This is a genomic window from Mesorhizobium sp. M4B.F.Ca.ET.203.01.1.1 (assembly GCF_004791025.1).
GTDB lineage: Bacteria > Pseudomonadota > Alphaproteobacteria > Rhizobiales > Rhizobiaceae > Mesorhizobium > Mesorhizobium abyssinicae.
This window is the reverse complement of the sequence record NZ_SRUO01000006.1, coordinates 112,749-128,004: the sequence shown is the minus strand read 5'-3', so window position 1 is coordinate 128,004 and position 15,256 is coordinate 112,749. Positions and strand designations below refer to the sequence as shown.

The window sequence follows — 15,256 nt, the reverse complement described above, 5'->3', positions numbered from 1 at the left end:
TATCTGCGCTACACCAACCCGCGCTTCACCATCATCGCCTCCGGCGACGGCATTTTCCCGCGAAACGCGGTGTAGAGCTCTTCCGGATCCTTGGAGCCGCCGGCGGCGTAGATGTTTTGCTTGAGCCGCTCGGCCAGCGCCGGGTTGAAGGGATCGCCTGTCTCCTCGAAGGCGGCGAAGGCGTCGGCGTCGAGCACTTCCGACCACATGTAAGAGTAGTAGCCGGCCGAATAGCCGTCGCCGGCGAAGACATGGCCGAAATGCGGGGTGCGGTGGCGCATCGCGATGGTGTCGGGCATGTCCAGTCTGTCGAGCGTTTCGGTCTCGAAACGAAGCGGCTCGGATGGCGCGTCCGGGCGTGCGTGATAGGCCATGTCGATCAGCGCCGAGGCCGTGAACTCGACCGTGGCAAAGCCGGCGCCGAACGTGCGGGCGGCCAGCATCTTGTCGAGCAGGTCCTGCGGCATCGGCTTGCCGGTCTTCACATGCAGCGCGTGCTTTTCCAGCACCGCCGGCACCGTCAGCCAGTGCTCGTAGAGCTGCGAGGGCAGTTCGACGAAATCGCGGCTCACCGACGTGCCGGAAACCGAGGGCCAGGTGACCCCGGTCAGCATGCCGTGCAGCGCATGGCCGAATTCGTGGAACAGGGTCTTCGCCTCATCGACCGACAGCAGGGCGGCCTCGCCGGCCGGCGGCTTGGCGAAGTTCATGATGTTGTAGATGACAGGCTGCGAGCCGTGGCCGAGCGTGTAGCCGGATTTCAGCGCGCTCATCCAGGCGCCGGATCGTTTTGACGGCCGGGCGAAATAGTCAGCGAGGAACAGGCCGCGCTCGCTGCCGTCGGCATTCTTCACCACGAAAACACGCGCATCCGGATGCCAGGCGGCGATGCCCTTTCTCTCCTCGAAGCTGATGCCGAACAGCCGCGTCGCGACATCGAAACAGGCCTCGATGATGTGGTCGAGCTGCAGATAAGGCTTCAGCTCCGCCTCGTCGAAGGCGAATTTTTCGGCGCGCAGCTTCTCCTGGTAGAAGCGCCAGTCCCAGGCGGCGAATTTTTCGTTGCTGCCGGCCTCTGCCGCCAGCCGCTCCAATTCCTTCTGGTCGCTCGCCGCCTTCTCCAGCGCCTTCTCCCAGACCGGGTCGAGCAGCGCGTGCACCGCCTTCGGCGTCTTGGCCATCGTGTCGTCGAGCTTCAGCGCCGCGAAGGAGCCGTAGCCGAGCAATTTTGCCTTCTCGGCGCGCAGCTTCAGCATGTCGCGAACAACCGACGTGTTGTCGGAGGCGCCGCCGTTCTGGCCGCGCATGGTGAAGGCGCGGAAGGCTATCTCGCGCAGGTCGCGGCGCTCCGAGAAGGTCGAGAACGGCTCGTAGATCGAGCGCGACAGCGTCACGGCATAGCGACCCTTCTGGCCGCGCATCTCGGCGGCTTGCGCCATGGCGCTTTTCAGGAAATCCGGCAGGCCGGCAAGATCGGCTTCGTCGAGAAACAGGGCCCAGTCGCGTTCGTCGGCCAGCACGTTCTGGCCGAAGCTGGTGCCGAGCGAGGACAGCTCCTCGTTGATCCTGGCCAGTCGTTTCTTGCCGTCGGCGTCGAGCCTGGCGCCCGAGCGGACAAAACCCTTCCAGGTCTTTTCCAGCACGCGCAGCGTCTCGGCGTCCAGCTTCAGGCTTTCGCGGCGTTGGTAGAGATCGTCGATGCGCGCGAACAGCTTTTCGTTCATCGAGATCGCCGAGAAATGCCGCGACATTTTCGGCGAGATATCGCGCTCCAGCGCCTGGATGTCCTCATTGGTGTGGGCGCCGGCCCGGCACCAGAAGATCGATGAGACATGGTCGAGCGGCTCGCCGGCGAGTTCCAGTGCGGCCAGCGTGTTTTCGATGGTGGGCGTCTCGCTGTTGCCCGCGATCGCATCGATCTCGGCCTCATGCGCCTTCAGCGCCGCGTCGAAGACCGGGCCGAAATCGCCGTCGCCGATGCGCGCAAAATCCGGCAGGTCGAGCGGCCCTTGCCATTTGGTCAGCGGATGGGCGACGAGATCGACGGCTGATGACATGGAAGAACTTTCGATTGGTGGCAATGGGAGGCGAGACCGATGTAGGGTGCGGGCCTGTCGCGCGCAACCTTGCAACCGGATCGGGATTGGTCAGTAGGTTTCGCAGCTCTCGGCGATCGCAGCCTGCGAGCTGGCGGTGATGCGATTGCCGGCGACGGAGAAGGTCTCGCGCATCAGCATGTCATTGCTGGGGAAGTCGTAGCAGGCGATCACCGTGGTGACACCGGCTTCCGACTTCTCGATGCGATGACGGATCGTGGCGCCGGCGACAGCGCCCTGCCAATCGTCGATCGAGGCGATGAACTCCTGCTTGGTCTGCACGACGCCGAGGTCGTCGAGCTTGATCCGCACGTCGTCGGCGAGCAAATCCGACAGCTCCGTTCGATCGGCGACGAGCAGCGCCGAATACCAGCGATCGATCAGCGCGCCGTCATCGGCGCGGGCGGCGAGCGCCGAAAAGAGCAGCGCGGCGGCTATCGCGGGTCCCCGGAAAACGATCCGCATCGCCGGCCTCACCCCAGATCCGGCCGCTCGAAATCGCCGGTCTCCTTGTTCATCACCCAAAGCTCGCCGGTCGAGATGTCGAACCAGGCGCCATGCAGCGACAATCTGCCCTTGCCTTCGAGGATGGAAACGCAGGGGAAGGTCCGGAGGTTGGCGATCGAATAGCGGATCGAGATGCGCTCCAGGGCGGTCTGGCGCTCGGTCGCCGTCATGAAGGTGCTGGACGAGACGGTCTCGGCGGCTGGGGCGATCAGGCTCATCCACTTGCCGATGAAGTCGCCGGGCGAGAGCGGCGCCGAGTTGGGGTCGAGGGCGGCACGGATGCCGCCGCAGCGGCCATGGCCCATCACCACGATGTTCTTGACCTTAAGGCTTTGCACGGCGAATTCGAGCGCGGCCGAGGTCGAATGGAACTCGCCGTCCGGCGCATAGGGGGGCACCAGATTGCCGACATTGCGCAGCACGAACAGCTCGCCCGGTCCGGCGTCGAAGATCGCCTCCGGGGCGGAGCGGGAGTCGCAGCAGGCGACGATCATCGTCTCGGGCGCCTGGCCTTCGCGCGCCAGCGAGCGGTAGCGCCCACTTTCGGCGAGGTAGCGGCCGTTCATGAAATTGCGATAGCCGTTGAGGAGATGCTCAGGAAGATGGGGCATGGGCGGCTAAAGCCTTTCCGGGGGGCTGGAGGCAGCTGCACAGTTCAATCCGGAAGCCCTCTAACGGCAAAAGCCCGTCGCGAGCAATGCCGAATTGCGGATGGCTCCGTCGCAATCGCGATGCGGCGCGCATGGCCGGGTCATGCCCAGATGGCTACGGGAATGCCGAAACGGTCGGTCAGCGGCGGGTCCGGATGCGGTCTTGCCTCGCCGCTGGCGATGCGGCCAGCGATCAGCATCATCGCTGCCGCGTCGAGGAAATCGTCGGCGGCGGCACCTTTGGGCGCCGACTGGTCGAGGAAGCTCTTTTCATAGCCATGCCGGCATAGCAGCGCCTTGCGCTCCTCCATGCCGGCGGGGTTGATCGCGCCCTTGACCTTTTTCGGCAGCGCCATGGCTTTGCCGCCGTTCAGCCGGCAGAAGGCGACCTCGGGATGCGATTCGAAGACGCGGTCGCGCAGGTCCGGCCGCGCGATCAGCAGGGAATCGATCTCACGGATCTTGGAGAATATGCCGAAGGCCTGGATCGACACGCCACGCGGCGGATCCGAACGCACCTTGGCGACTTCGCTGGCGCGTCGATGCGCTTCATACCAGGCCTCGACCGTGGTGAAGTCATCGATCTCGGCATAGAGCGCTGCGCGCGAGGGGATCGAGAACACGCTGGATTGCCGACCGCCGAGAAGTGGCCGCACCAGCGCTTCCGGCCCGCGCCCGCCTTTTTGCGAAGAATCCGGCAGGCCGATCGGCATGTCGACGGCGATCGTGGCGCTGGCGGGCAATGCGGCAAGCAAAGCGGCAAAGCCTGGAAAGACGGAGACCGAAGGGGCGGCATCCGGATGACGATGGACGGCGATCCAGCCGGCCTTGCAGCCGTCGACGCCGACCAGCATGCGGCCGTCGGTGGTCACGCCCGCTTGTCCCGCCCCGGATGCAGGAGGTGGCGCAGCTGCACCATCGCCATCGGGTGCGACAGGCTCTGCGCATCGGTCTCGAGCTGCAGCTCGTCGCCACCGCGCTTGGCAGTGCGCGCCAGGATCTCGTAGACGGCGGCCGTGGTCGACTGCAGCGCCTTGATCGGCAACTGGCCGGAGAGGACGCGTGCCAGATAGACGGCCGCCGTCAGGTCGCCCAGCCCGTTCGGCGGCTTATCGATGATGCGATGCTCGGCAAGCAGCGCCTGCCTGGAATCGAGCAGCAGGTTGCCGGTGCCGCCGGCCATCATCGACGGCGCCGAGGTCACCAGCATGGTGGAGGGGCCGGCGTGAAGGGCGGCCGCCACCACCGATTTCAGGTCTGGGAGCGGCGCGCCGGCCATCCATTCCAGCTCGTAGCGGTTGGGCGTGGCGATGTCGGCGATCGGCATCAGCCGGTCGCGCAAGGCGATGGCCGTGGGTTCCGGCACGTAGAGCCCGCCGGAATCGCCCATCACCGGATCGCAGATATAGACGGCGTTGGGCGTCCTTTCCTTGACGGCGGCGACCAGCGAGGCGACAGCTTCGGCCTGGCCAGCCTCGCCGAGATAGCCGGACAGCACCGCGCCGACCTCGCCCAGCCAGGGCGCGCGCTCGAGATCGGCCATCAGCGCCTTGAACTGGTCGAGCGGCGGCACGATGCGGGTCGCCCGGCCGTGGCCCGGATGCCAGGGCAGGACGACGGTCGGCACCGCCCAGACCGGGAAGCCGAGCGTCTCCAGCGCGAAGACGGCGGCGCGGTTGCCGACCGAGCCGCGGGCGACATGGCTCGAGATGACGATGACCGCGCGCGGCGCGCCGGCTTTTTCAGCGTTCATGGATTTTCAGTCCTAACCGCCACGCGTGGCGAAATACACCAGCCAGGCGAGCAGGCCGATGGCGATGAGAAGCCCCAGCACCCGGCCGATGCGGGTGCCCCAATAGTCGATCGGATCCGAACGGTCGGCGTCCGCGGCGCTGACATGGTCGCGCGCGCCCTTGGCGGTCCGGGTGATGAACGAGGTGCCGCCCGGGCTGGTCTCCCGTTCCACGCGCTCGAGAATGCGGCGCGATTCGGTGTCGCTGTCCTGGCGCTTGGCCATGGCAATGTCCTGTTTTGCCGGGACCTTAGCCTGTTCGCCCGGCCATTCACAGGGCCTGGCTGCATGGCAGCGGGATGGCAGCGGAAGCTTTGCGGCCGAGGTCATTTTCTTGCGGGCGGATTGTGGTAATGCTTCGGGTGCAACTTCCGACGAGGGACCCAGATCATGTTTGCCCAGCGCCTCTCCTCCCCCTTCCGTCATCTGCCGGCCCTGCTGGTGATGGCCGTCGTGCTGCCGCTGCTCGCCGGCTGCGGCTACAACACCATCCCGACGGCGGAGGAGAACGCCAAGGCGGCCTGGAGCGAGGTGCTGAACCAGTACCAGCGTCGCGCCGACCTGATCCCCAACCTGGTGGAGACGGTGAAGGGTTACGCCGCGCATGAGAAGGATACGCTCGACGCGGTGGTCGAGGCGCGCGCCAAGGCGACGCAAATCACGGTGACGCCGGAAACGCTGAAGGATCCCGAAGCCCTCAAGAAGTTCCAGGATGCCCAGGCCGGGCTGACCAGCGCGCTGTCGCGGCTGATAGCGGTGTCGGAAGCCTATCCCGATCTCAAGGCCAACCAGAATTTCCTCGCCCTGCAGGCGCAGCTCGAAGGCACCGAGAACCGCATCGCGGTGGCGCGACGCGACTACATCCAGGCGGTCAAGGACTACAATCTGACGCTCAGGACCTTCCCGTCGGTGCTGTGGGCGACCTTCTGGTTCCGCAGCAACGAGCCCTTCGCCAACTTCACCGTCGACGAAGACAAGATGCAGCCGCCGAAGGTCGATTTCGGCACCAAGCAGGGCGGTTAAGTTTCGGCTGTCGTCGCAAGACAATTCCGCGAAAAGACGGACCGCAGGCGTGCAAACACCCCTCTCTGTCCTGCCGGACATCTCCCCCTCAAGGGGGGAGATCAGATGTCGTCTTAGCCTTCGCCAATCTCCAACACTGCAAGGGGAGAGCCGGCGTCAAAACTGCCAATCTCCCCCCTTGAGGGGGAGATGTCCGGTAGGACAGAGAGGGGGGCCTCGCGCCTACCTCACTCTTCTTGGCCTTCTTGCCAGCCTCCTCCTCCTCCCGCTCACCGCCTTCGCCGCCGATCTCATCGCTCTCACCGGCCGCGTCGTCGACAATGCCGGCATCATCGACGCCGCGACCAAGGCCGCGCTGACGCAAAAACTGGCCGATTTCGAGCAGAAGGGCTCCGACCAGATCGTCGTCGCGACCATTCCCAGCCTCGACGGCGAGGAGATCGAGCCTTACGCCAACCGGCTGTTCCGCTTCTGGAAGCTCGGCCAGGCGAAGGAGAACAATGGCGTGCTTCTGCTGGTGGCGCCGAACGACCGCAGGATGCGCATCGAGGTCGGCTATGGGCTGGAAGGCACGCTGACCGACCTGCACACCAAGCTGATCATCGAGAACGACATGGTGCCTGCCTTCCGCGCCGGCGATTTCTCGGGCGGCATCAGCAAGGCCGTCGACGACATGATCATGGTGCTGGAGGGCAATCCGGAAGAGCTGGAGGCGCGCGGCAAGCGCAACGAGCAGGCGCCGTTCAATCCCGACGATCTGTTCTTCTCGATCTTCATCGCCGTCTGGATCACCATCCTCGTTTTAAGCCTTGCCAGCTCCATCCTGCCGCCGATCTTCGGCCAGAGGATCGGCCCCGGCCGCTATCGCTGGCTCGGCATGACCTTCGAGCCCGGCAAGCGCTCGTCCGGCGGCGGCGGCTGGTCCTCGGGAAGTTCCAGCGGGTCCTCGAGCGGCGGCGGCTTTTCCGGCGGCGGCGGTTCGTCCGGCGGCGGCGGCTCCTCGGGAAGCTGGTGAGGCGATGAGCGGCCGCGCCCTGCCAGGATTCCCATGCCGCACCGCGGGCGCCTTGCTGGTCGCCGTGGCGTTTCTTTTCTCTCCTCTAGCTGCCCATGCCGCCGAACTGCCGGCGCTCACCGGCCGTGTCGTCGACAATGCCGGCCTGATCGATGCCGCGACCAAGGCCGCGCTGACGCAGAAGCTGGCCGATTTCGAGACAAAAGGCTCCGACCAGATCGTCGTCGCGACCATCCCCAGCCTCGGTGGCGAGGAGATCGAGCCCTACGCCAACCGGCTGTTCCGCTTCTGGAAGCTCGGTCAGGCCAAGGAAAACAACGGCGTGCTTCTCTTGGTGGCGAAGAACGACCGCAAGATGCGCATCGAGGTCGGCTACGGGCTCGAAGGCACGCTGACGGACCTGCACACCAAGCTGATCATCGAGAACGACATGGTGCCGGCCTTCCGCGCCGGCGATTTCTCCGGCGGCATCAGCAAAGCCGTCGACGACATGATCATGGTGCTGGCGGGCAATCCGGAGGAGCTCGAGGCGCGCGGCAAGCGCAATCCGGCCAATGACAGCCCGGCAGATCCCATCCTCATGCTGTTCATCATCCTGTGGGCGACGATATTTCTCGGTGGCCTGGCGATGGCGTTCCTGCCGCCGATCTTCGGCACGCAACTGTCGCCGGGCGTGTATCGATGGCTGGGCATGACCTTTCGCTATGGTCGCGGCGCGCGGACTTCAAGCCGTGGCTGGACGACCAGCGGCGGCAGCGGCTGGTCGACGGGCAGTTCCGACAGCGGCTGGTCGTCCGGGAGTTCAGGCGGGAGCTGGTCGTCCGGTTCGAGCGGCGGATTCTCGGGCGGCGGCGGCTCGTCCGGCGGCGGCGGGTCTTCAGGGAGCTGGTGAGAAAGATGGCAACACGACCGATCAGCCCGCAGGATCATGAGCGCATCGCCGGGGCGATCCGCGCCGCCGAGACGAGGACCGACGGCGAGATCTACTGCGTGGTGGCGCATGCCAGCGACGGCTATTTCTTTCCCGCCGCCTTCATGGTGACGCTCGGCACGCTCATCGTCAGCCTTGCCGTCGCCTATGGGCTGGAGGCCTGGTGGCTGTCGATCCGCCTGCCGCATTTCGTTTTCGCCGAGCTGCTGGCGCTGGCCTCGGCGCTGCTGCTTTTGTGGGCGCTGCCGGGATTGCGCATCCATTTCGTGCCGCACCACCTGCGCTACCAGGCGGCGCACCTCAACGCGGTCAAGCAGTTCCTTGCCCGCAACGTCCATCGCACCGCGGCGCGTACCGGCGTGCTGATCTTCGTCTCGATCGCCGAGCGTTACGCCGAGGTGGTTGCCGATGCCGGCATCAACAGCAAGGTCGGCCAGAATGTCTGGGACGGCGTGGTCCGCGACCTTACCGCGCACGCCGGCGACGACCGGCTCGCCGACGGCTTCATCAAGGCCGTCGAATCGGTGGGCGCGGTACTGGCCGAACATTTCCCTGTCACGGCGGGCGATGCCAACGAGCTCGACGATCATCTCGTCGAGATCTGAGAGCCTGCCTGTAAACGCTACTCTGCCGGACGCCTGAAGCGGTTTTCTGCGCTTCCGATGCTCACGGACCAGAAAGTCCGCTTCGCTTCGGTTCTCGAAAACCACGCCATCCGCCTCGGCAGAGCGCGTTTCCAGCCAGGCTCTGCCCTCCTCGTCGGCGTATCATCCGCCTGTGCGAAAGGATGGGAGTGGCTGGCCGGACTCTTTGCAATCGGGCGATGCGGGTTTATGGTTAAGCAATCATGAACACGCTGATCATCGATATCAGGAAAGCCGAGCCGCGCGATGCCGGCGCGATCGCCGACGTGCACCAGGAGGCCTGGCGCGGCGCCTATTCAGGCATTATCCCGCATCGCACGCTGACCTCGATGATCAACCGCCGCGGCCCCGACTGGTGGGCGAATGCGATTCGCCGTGCCGCCACCGTGCTGGTGGTCGAGATCGGCGGCACGATCGCCGGCTACGCCACGATCGGCAAGAACCGCGCCCGCGAGCTCAGGCAGCAGGGCGAAATCTATGAGCTTTACCTGCGCCCGGAATACCAGGGGATCGGGCTCGGCAGCCGGCTGTTCAGGGCGGCGCGCGCGCGGCTCGCCGATCACGGGCTGAAAGGTATGGTCGTGTGGGCGCTCGAGGACAACCAGAACGCGCTTGCCTTCTATGCCGGCGCCGGCGGCCGCGACATCGCTGAAGGCGTCGAGATCTTCGAGCAAAAGGCGCTGAAGAAGGTCGCCTTCGTCTGGGAATGAATGCCGCGTTCCGGCGTCGTTATTGTCCCCGCACGATTCGCCGCATTGCACCATGACGCTTCCGCCGCTATCGGTCTGACAAATCGAGAGAGGGATTTGAGCCATGCGCATCGAAGCGATTGCCACCGGGAAGAACCCGCCGGAAGACGTCAACGTCATCATCGAGGTGCCGATCGGCGGCGAGCCGATCAAATACGAGATGGACAAGGAGGCCGGCACGCTGTTCGTCGACCGCTTCCTGCACACCTCCATGCGCTATCCCGGCAATTACGGCTTCGTGCCGCACACGCTGTCGGGCGACGGCGATCCGATCGACGTGCTGGTCTGCAACACGCGCGCTCTGGTGCCGGGCTGCGTCATCAACGTGCGGCCGATCGGCGTGCTGATCATGGAAGACAATGCCGGCCAGGACGAGAAGGTGATCGCGGTGCCGTCGCCCAAGCTGACGCTGCGCTACGAGAACGTCACCGAATACACGCACCTGCCCGAGATCACGCGTGATCAGGTGCAGCACTTCTTCGAGCACTACAAGGATCTCGAGCCCGGCAAGTGGGTCAAGATCGAGGGCTGGCACGATTCCAAATACGCCAAGAAGATGATCGTCGACGCGATCGAACGGGCGAAGGCGGCGAAGTAGGATATGCTGGGGATGTGCGCAAACCGCTAAGCGTCGGCGCCGCCCCTCATCCGCCTGCCGGCACCTTCTCCCCGTATAGTGACGGGGAGAAGGGAGATTGCCGCAGCCTCGACGTTCGTTTGGCGGCGTTGTCGATTGGCGAAATCATCGATCAGAGCACCTTTCTCCCGGTCACTATACGGGGAGAAATGCCCGGCAGGGCAATGGGCGGCAGCGCCTATCTGCGATGGAACGGCCCTCCTCATGCGGTCGTCCCCGAGACGTAATAAGTCAGTTATCCACGCGGCCAAAGTCAGGCGGGTTGCCGATCAGCACGCGCTTGTCCTTGCCGCAGGCGAAGCCTTTCGCCTTCTCGTCGGCGAGCTTGCGCGCCTGGTCGTTGGCCTGCGGATTGCCGGTGGCCAGCACCAGGCCGATCGTGCAGCCCTGCTGGGTGTCCGGCTGGGCGACCTTGGCGACGACCAGGACCTGGATCGGCTTGTCCTCGCCGTCGGGCTTGCTGACCTCGCGGCGGTGGATGACGGCGAATGGAATGGCGACGTCGCCATTGGTCTCGATGCGCCATTCGACCTTGAGCCCGGCCGTGTTGAGACCGGAGAAGCTTTCCCAGACCGAGGTCATGTCGCTCGACGGGAACCCATAGAACAGCGATTCGCGGGCGTCGTCGTAGCCGATCAGCACCGGATAGCCGCGATAGCCTGAGCAGGCGAGGCTCGCCCAATCGCCCTCGCCCTCGGCAGCCTGCGCATAGGTCACGCAGTCCTTCTCCCAGTCGAGATCGGTGTAGGCGCTGGATATGTCGCCGGCATGGGCCCCCTGGCAGAGACCGGCAAGGACAAGCGGGATCAGAACAGCGCGCATGGCGGACAACTCCGGTGAGGTGCCGCAGCGTACCGCCAATCGCTATTTCTTCAAGCTCGCCTCGATCAGCAAGTCGGCGTTGCGGGCGACCGACGCCGCCGGTCCGCCGCGGCCGAACAGCTGGCCGCTGATATAGGCGCCCTCGATCAGCAGCAGCAGGCCGTCGCCCAGCGTGTCGGCATCGGCGGCGCCCATCGCGCTCGCCATGGCGCGCAGGCGGCGGCGCAGTTCCTGCTTGTTGGCCTCGCTGACCACGCGTGCCGGATGGCTATGGTCGGGATATTCCACCGCCGCATTGGTCATGCCGCAGCCGCGATAGTCGGGCTTTTGCGTGCGTTTGCCGACGCGGGTCAGGAAAGCCACGATCTGCGCGCGCGGGTCGCCCGGATGCGCAGCCACCGCCTCGTCGAAGCGTTCCCAGAATTCGAGGTCGTATTTGCGCAGATAGGAGGCGGCGAGCTCGTCCTTCGAGGGAAAGCTGCGGTAGAGGCTGGGCTTGGTGACGCCGGCGCGCTTGACGATCTCGTCGACGCCGATCGCGCGGATGCCCTCGCGATAGAACAGGTCGCGCGCCACGTCGAGGATCTTGTCGGCCGCCTTCGGGGCGTGAGCCGTGCTGATGGACGCTTCAATTTTTTTGTCCGGTGGCATGCAACGACTCGCTTGACAATGTTACTGACCGGTACGTATTCATAGCGCCATCCAATTGCAACGTACCGGTCAGTAACATGATAGCTCAGTCTCGTCCGTTTGGCCAGCGCTACGCTTTCGTCGTGGTCGGCGTCATCTTTCTCTGCCTGCTGATCGCGGCCGGGCTTCGCTCGGCGCCGTCGGTCATGATGCTGCCGCTGGAGGAGAGCTTCGGCTGGCGGCGCGACGTCGTCTCGCTGGCGGCCGCGATCGGCATCTTCCTCTATGGCCTGACCGGGCCGTTCGCCGCCGCGCTGATGGAGCGGATCGGGCTGCGCCGCACGGTGCTTATCTCACTGCTGGTGATGTCGGGCTCGACGGCGCTCAGCCTGCTGATGACCAAGCCGTGGCATCTGCTGATCACCTGGGGCGTGTTCTCCGGCATCGGCTCGGGCGCGGTCGCCACCGTGCTCGGCGCCACCATCGTCAATCGCTGGTTCAAGACCAATCGCGGCCTGGTGATGGGCCTGATGTCGGCTTCGAGCGCCACCGGCCTGCTTGTCTTCCTGCCGTTGCTCGCCTCGCTGGCGCAGGCGGGTGGCTGGAAGCCGGTCGCCATCGCCATCGCGATCGCCACCGCGGCGCTGGTGCCGGTGGTGTGGCTGCTGGTGCCGGAGCGTCCAGCCTCGATCGGCCAGGTGCGCTATGGCGCCGAGCCGAACGACGTGCCGCCGGTGTCGCCGGCCTCGCAGGGCAATTTCCTGGCGCATACGCTCGGCACGTTGCGCCGCGCCGCCGGCACGCGGGTGTTCTGGTACCTGTTCGCCACCTTCTTCGTCTGCGGCTTCACCACCAACGGGCTGGTCGGCACGCATCTCATCGCCTTCTGCGGCGACATGGGCATCGGCGAGGTGCAGGCGGCCGGCCTGTTGTCGATGATGGGCATCTTCGACCTGATCGGCACGACGCTGTCCGGCTGGCTCACCGACCGTTTCGACCCGCGCAAGCTGCTCGGCGTCTACTATGCCGTCCGCGGCCTGTCGCTGATCTACTTGCCCTATTCCGGCTTCTCGGCGGTCAGCCTGATCATCTTTGCCGTGCTCTACGGGCTCGACTGGATCGCCACCGTGCCGCCGACCCTGAGGCTCGCCAACGAGGCCTTCGGCGACCGCAGCGGCCCGATCGTCTTCGGCTGGATCGTCGCCGGCCACCAGGTGGGTGCTGCGGCCGCCGCCGCCTTCGGCGGTACGATGCGCGAGCTGCAGGGCAATTACGAGCTGGCCTTCATGATCGCCGGCATGACAGCAATCGCGGCGGCCTGTATCTCGCTCTTGATCAACACGAGCAGGCCGGCGTTCGAGCCGGAGCCGCAGGCGGCGTAGGGCGCGACTTTTCCTTCTCCCTTGTGGGAGAAGGTGTCGGCGAAGGCGACGGATGAGGGGTGCTCCAGGGAACGCCACCGTCTCACTCAGTCGCGCACCCCTCATCCGTTTCGGCGCTGCGCGCCGATCCACCTTCTCCCACAAGGGAAGAAGGGAAGGCCTGTTCATTGTTATCAAAACTTCATGGTTCCGAGATGCGCCTGAAACATTGAGGCGGGAGCTTGGGGGCGACGTTAAACGCCATCCAGGAGACAGCCATGAACAAGATCTCGATGACCCGCCGCGCCTTCGTCACCTCGGCGAGCGCATTCGGCCTGGTCGGCGCCTCGGGCCTCGCGCTGCCCTATTATTCGCGCGCCAGCCAGCGGCCTGCCTTCACCCATGGCGTCCAGTCCGGCGACGTCGACGCCTCAAGCGGCATGGTGTGGACGCGCACGGACCGTCCGGCGCGCGTGATGTTCGAAGTGTCGTCGACGGAGAGCTTCGCCAACGCCACCAGGCTCGCGCCGCTCGATACGTCGCCGGCCAGCGACTACACGGTGAAGCGGCTGCTCACCGATCTCGCCGCCGACCAGGACATCTTCTATCGCATGACCGCGGCCGACCTCGCCGACATCAACGCCGTTTCCGAGCCGATCGTCGGCCGCTTCCGCACCGCGCCGGCCTCCAAGCGCGACATCCGCTTCGCCTGGTCGGGCGATACCGCCGGCCAGGGCTGGGGCATCGACGAGACCGGCATGAAGACCTACGCCACCATCGGCAAGCACACGCCGGATTTCTTCCTGCATTCCGGCGACACGATCTATGCCGATGGCGTGATGAAGGACGAGGTCGACCTGCCCGGCGGCGGCAAGTGGAAGAACGCCGTGCTGATCGACGAGAAGCGCAAGGTGGCGCAGACGCTCGACGAATATCGGGCGCAGTGGAAATACAACATGATGGACAGGAATGTGCTCGCCCTCTCCGCCATCTGCCCGACCTTCTACCAGTGGGACGACCACGAGGTGGTCAACAACTGGTCGGATTCCAAGGATCTCGGCAGCGACGACCGCTACTCGGAGAAATCCATCCATGTGCTGGCGGCACGCGCGGCGCGCGCCTTCCACGAGATGACGACGATCCGCTACGAGCCGGCCGAGCCCGGCCGCGTCTATCGCAAAATAGCCTATGGGCCGCTGCTCGACGTGTTCTTCCTCGACATGCGCTCCTATCGCGGCCCGAACGGCCCGGACATGCAGGACACGATGACGCCGGAATCGCGCATGCTGGGCGAGCAGCAGACCAAATGGCTGAAGCGGGAACTCGCGAATTCCAGGGCGACCTGGAAGATCATTGCCGCCGACATGCCGCTTGGGCTGGTGGTGTGGAACGACGGCACCAAGAAGGTGGGCGGCGAGGCCGTCAGCAATGGCGACAACGGCCTGCCCAGGGGACGCGAGCTCGAGATCGCCGACCTGCTGCGCTACATCAAGAACGCCGGCATCAGCAACACGGTGTGGCTGACCGCCGACGTCCACTACACGGCCGCGCATTACTACAATCCCGAAAAGGCGCAGTTCCAGGATTTCAATCCGTTCTGGGAATTCGTCTCCGGCCCGATCCATGCCGGCACGTTCGGTCCCAACGATTTCGACATGACCTTCGGCCCGGAGCTGAAGTTCATCAAGGCGCCGACCGCCGAGCAGGGCCAGAACCTGCCGCCGTCGGCCGGCCTGCAGTTCTTCGGCCTGGTCGACATTTCAGGCGCAACCGAACAGCTGACGGTGCGGCTGATGGATCGCGACGACAACGAGCTCTACAAGGTGACGCTCGACCCGGTGCGCTCGGCTTAGGAGACTGTTGGAAATCCGGCGGCCATCTGCTGGCGTTTTCTGACTCGCCGGAGCGAATTTCGAAACAGTCTCTGGGAGGACGACCGCGACCGGTGGTCGTCAGTCCGGATAGCAAGTCGCGGGAATCTTCGGCCACACGGCGCTGTCGCAGCCGGCATCCTGCTGCCGCTGCTTGAAGGCGGCGCTGACGGGGCCGGTCACGACGGGGTCGACGCCATCGGGGGCATCGGCGAACATCTGCTCCGCCGTCTGCGTATCGGGGGGCAGAGCGGGATTTCCCTTGAGTGTCGCGGCCGACTGCGCGGCGCCCACCGCCAGCAGCACGGTAAGTGCTGCCCAGGCCAGGATCGGACGCAATCTGATGAAAGAATCGGTCATGGGAGTCGAACTGCCCGGACCCCGAAAGGTTCCGCCCTGGTGAATTGATACATTTGACGCAAAGACGCTTAAGAATTGGTAACCACATATTTGGGTACGAGCCTCCCCTTTCGCAAATGCGAAAAACCCTGTATGAGCCGCGCAACCGAAAAAGGCGGCGCCTCTGGG

The 15,256-nt window shown here is 65.3% G+C and carries 17 protein-coding genes; 8 read left to right on the top strand and 9 right to left on the bottom strand.

What is annotated here, in order from left to right:
* Nucleotides 1-8: 8 nt before the first annotated feature.
* The 6 genes from EN846_RS15605 to EN846_RS15580 all read right to left on the bottom strand — a co-directional run bounded on the left by EN846_RS15605 (nucleotide 9) and on the right by EN846_RS15580 (nucleotide 5,270).
* Nucleotides 9-2,057, bottom strand: a complete 2,049-nt coding sequence (locus tag EN846_RS15605) for a M3 family metallopeptidase (RefSeq protein ID WP_127392374.1) — start codon at nucleotides 2,055-2,057, stop codon at nucleotides 9-11.
* A 90-nt stretch (nucleotides 2,058-2,147) separates the two neighbouring features.
* Complete coding sequence (locus EN846_RS15600) at nucleotides 2,148-2,561, bottom strand: nuclear transport factor 2 family protein (protein WP_128346043.1); 414 nt, start codon at nucleotides 2,559-2,561, stop codon at nucleotides 2,148-2,150.
* A gap of 8 nt (nucleotides 2,562-2,569) precedes the next feature.
* Nucleotides 2,570-3,214 carry a carbonic anhydrase gene (locus EN846_RS15595; protein WP_127394002.1) on the bottom strand — a complete coding sequence of 215 codons (645 nt, stop codon included), beginning with the start codon at nucleotides 3,212-3,214 and terminating at the stop codon, nucleotides 2,570-2,572.
* 140 nt (nucleotides 3,215-3,354) lie between these two features.
* Complete coding sequence (locus EN846_RS15590) at nucleotides 3,355-4,125, bottom strand: DUF429 domain-containing protein (protein WP_127394003.1); 771 nt, start codon at nucleotides 4,123-4,125, stop codon at nucleotides 3,355-3,357.
* Nucleotides 4,122-5,006 (bottom strand): pyridoxal kinase PdxY, encoded by an 885-nt coding sequence (gene pdxY / locus EN846_RS15585; RefSeq protein WP_127394004.1) that lies wholly within the window; start codon nucleotides 5,004-5,006, stop codon nucleotides 4,122-4,124. Before pdxY ends, EN846_RS15590 begins: the two co-directional genes overlap by 4 nt.
* Nucleotides 5,007-5,018: 12 nt before the next feature.
* On the bottom strand, nucleotides 5,019-5,270 hold the full coding sequence (locus tag EN846_RS15580; protein ID WP_127394005.1) for a hypothetical protein: 252 nt from the start codon (nucleotides 5,268-5,270) through the stop codon (nucleotides 5,019-5,021).
* 165 nt (nucleotides 5,271-5,435) lie between these two features.
* Here EN846_RS15580 and EN846_RS15575 point away from each other — a divergent pair, with 165 nt between their 5' ends.
* The 6 genes from EN846_RS15575 (at nucleotide 5,436) to ppa (ending at nucleotide 10,005) form a co-directional block, all read left to right on the top strand.
* Complete coding sequence (locus EN846_RS15575) at nucleotides 5,436-6,068, top strand: LemA family protein (protein ID WP_127286603.1); 633 nt, start codon at nucleotides 5,436-5,438, stop codon at nucleotides 6,066-6,068.
* 178 nt (nucleotides 6,069-6,246) lie between these two features.
* Entirely contained in the window at nucleotides 6,247-7,083 is an 837-nt protein-coding gene (locus EN846_RS15570; protein ID WP_127392092.1) for a YgcG family protein, read from the top strand.
* Nucleotides 7,084-7,087: 4 nt separating this feature from the next.
* Entirely contained in the window at nucleotides 7,088-7,975 is an 888-nt protein-coding gene (locus EN846_RS15565; protein WP_127392093.1) for a YgcG family protein, read from the top strand.
* Nucleotides 7,976-7,980: 5 nt separating this feature from the next.
* Nucleotides 7,981-8,619, top strand: a complete 639-nt coding sequence (locus EN846_RS15560) for a TPM domain-containing protein (protein ID WP_127286600.1) — start codon at nucleotides 7,981-7,983, stop codon at nucleotides 8,617-8,619.
* Between the two features lie 242 nt (nucleotides 8,620-8,861).
* Nucleotides 8,862-9,368, top strand: coding sequence for a GNAT family N-acetyltransferase (locus tag EN846_RS15550; protein ID WP_127286598.1), 507 nt, complete (start codon nucleotides 8,862-8,864; stop codon nucleotides 9,366-9,368).
* A gap of 103 nt (nucleotides 9,369-9,471) precedes the next feature.
* Nucleotides 9,472-10,005, top strand: a complete 534-nt coding sequence (gene ppa / locus EN846_RS15545; protein WP_127286597.1) for an inorganic diphosphatase — start codon at nucleotides 9,472-9,474, stop codon at nucleotides 10,003-10,005.
* Nucleotides 10,006-10,275: 270 nt separating this feature from the next.
* Here ppa and EN846_RS15535 read toward each other — a convergent pair whose 3' ends face one another.
* Nucleotides 10,276-10,866, bottom strand: a complete 591-nt coding sequence (locus tag EN846_RS15535) for a hypothetical protein (protein WP_127309619.1) — start codon at nucleotides 10,864-10,866, stop codon at nucleotides 10,276-10,278.
* A gap of 42 nt (nucleotides 10,867-10,908) precedes the next feature.
* Entirely contained in the window at nucleotides 10,909-11,517 is a 609-nt protein-coding gene (locus tag EN846_RS15530) for a TetR/AcrR family transcriptional regulator (protein ID WP_127309618.1), read from the bottom strand.
* A 77-nt stretch (nucleotides 11,518-11,594) separates the two neighbouring features.
* On the opposite strand from EN846_RS15530, the gene EN846_RS15525 reads away from it, so the two are divergent.
* Both EN846_RS15525 and EN846_RS15520 read left to right on the top strand, forming a co-directional pair.
* On the top strand, nucleotides 11,595-12,878 hold the full coding sequence (locus EN846_RS15525) for an MFS transporter (protein ID WP_127309617.1): 1,284 nt from the start codon (nucleotides 11,595-11,597) through the stop codon (nucleotides 12,876-12,878).
* 257 nt (nucleotides 12,879-13,135) lie between these two features.
* Nucleotides 13,136-14,710 (top strand): alkaline phosphatase, encoded by a 1,575-nt coding sequence (locus EN846_RS15520; protein ID WP_127309616.1) that lies wholly within the window; start codon nucleotides 13,136-13,138, stop codon nucleotides 14,708-14,710.
* 99 nt (nucleotides 14,711-14,809) lie between these two features.
* Here EN846_RS15520 and EN846_RS15515 read toward each other — a convergent pair whose 3' ends face one another.
* The gene (locus EN846_RS15515) at nucleotides 14,810-15,088 is read right to left on the bottom strand and encodes a hypothetical protein (protein WP_127309615.1); all 279 of its coding nucleotides are present in this window, start codon (nucleotides 15,086-15,088) and stop codon (nucleotides 14,810-14,812) included.
* Nucleotides 15,089-15,256 lie beyond the last annotated feature (168 nt).

Bases quoted from the DNA above. Each gene is read 5' to 3' on its own strand.
- EN846_RS15580 (WP_127394005.1), bottom strand. From the start codon at position 5,270: ATGGCCAAGCGCCAGGACAGCGACACCGAATCGCGCCGCATTCTCGAG.
- EN846_RS15515 (WP_127309615.1), bottom strand. From the start codon at position 15,088: ATGACCGATTCTTTCATCAGATTGCGTCCGATCCTGGCCTGGGCAGCA.
- ppa (WP_127286597.1), top strand. From the start codon at position 9,472: ATGCGCATCGAAGCGATTGCCACCGGGAAGAACCCGCCGGAAGACGTC.
- EN846_RS15595 (WP_127394002.1), bottom strand. From the start codon at position 3,214: ATGCCCCATCTTCCTGAGCATCTCCTCAACGGCTATCGCAATTTCATG.
- EN846_RS15520 (WP_127309616.1), top strand. From the start codon at position 13,136: ATGAACAAGATCTCGATGACCCGCCGCGCCTTCGTCACCTCGGCGAGC.
- EN846_RS15530 (WP_127309618.1), bottom strand. From the start codon at position 11,517: ATGCCACCGGACAAAAAAATTGAAGCGTCCATCAGCACGGCTCACGCC.
- EN846_RS15525 (WP_127309617.1), top strand. From the start codon at position 11,595: ATGATAGCTCAGTCTCGTCCGTTTGGCCAGCGCTACGCTTTCGTCGTG.
- EN846_RS15535 (WP_127309619.1), bottom strand. From the start codon at position 10,866: ATGCGCGCTGTTCTGATCCCGCTTGTCCTTGCCGGTCTCTGCCAGGGG.
- EN846_RS15605 (WP_127392374.1), bottom strand. From the start codon at position 2,057: ATGTCATCAGCCGTCGATCTCGTCGCCCATCCGCTGACCAAATGGCAA.
- EN846_RS15575 (WP_127286603.1), top strand. From the start codon at position 5,436: ATGTTTGCCCAGCGCCTCTCCTCCCCCTTCCGTCATCTGCCGGCCCTG.
- EN846_RS15600 (WP_128346043.1), bottom strand. From the start codon at position 2,561: ATGCGGATCGTTTTCCGGGGACCCGCGATAGCCGCCGCGCTGCTCTTT.
- pdxY (WP_127394004.1), bottom strand. From the start codon at position 5,006: ATGAACGCTGAAAAAGCCGGCGCGCCGCGCGCGGTCATCGTCATCTCG.
- EN846_RS15550 (WP_127286598.1), top strand. From the start codon at position 8,862: ATGAACACGCTGATCATCGATATCAGGAAAGCCGAGCCGCGCGATGCC.
- EN846_RS15565 (WP_127392093.1), top strand. From the start codon at position 7,088: ATGAGCGGCCGCGCCCTGCCAGGATTCCCATGCCGCACCGCGGGCGCC.
- EN846_RS15560 (WP_127286600.1), top strand. From the start codon at position 7,981: ATGGCAACACGACCGATCAGCCCGCAGGATCATGAGCGCATCGCCGGG.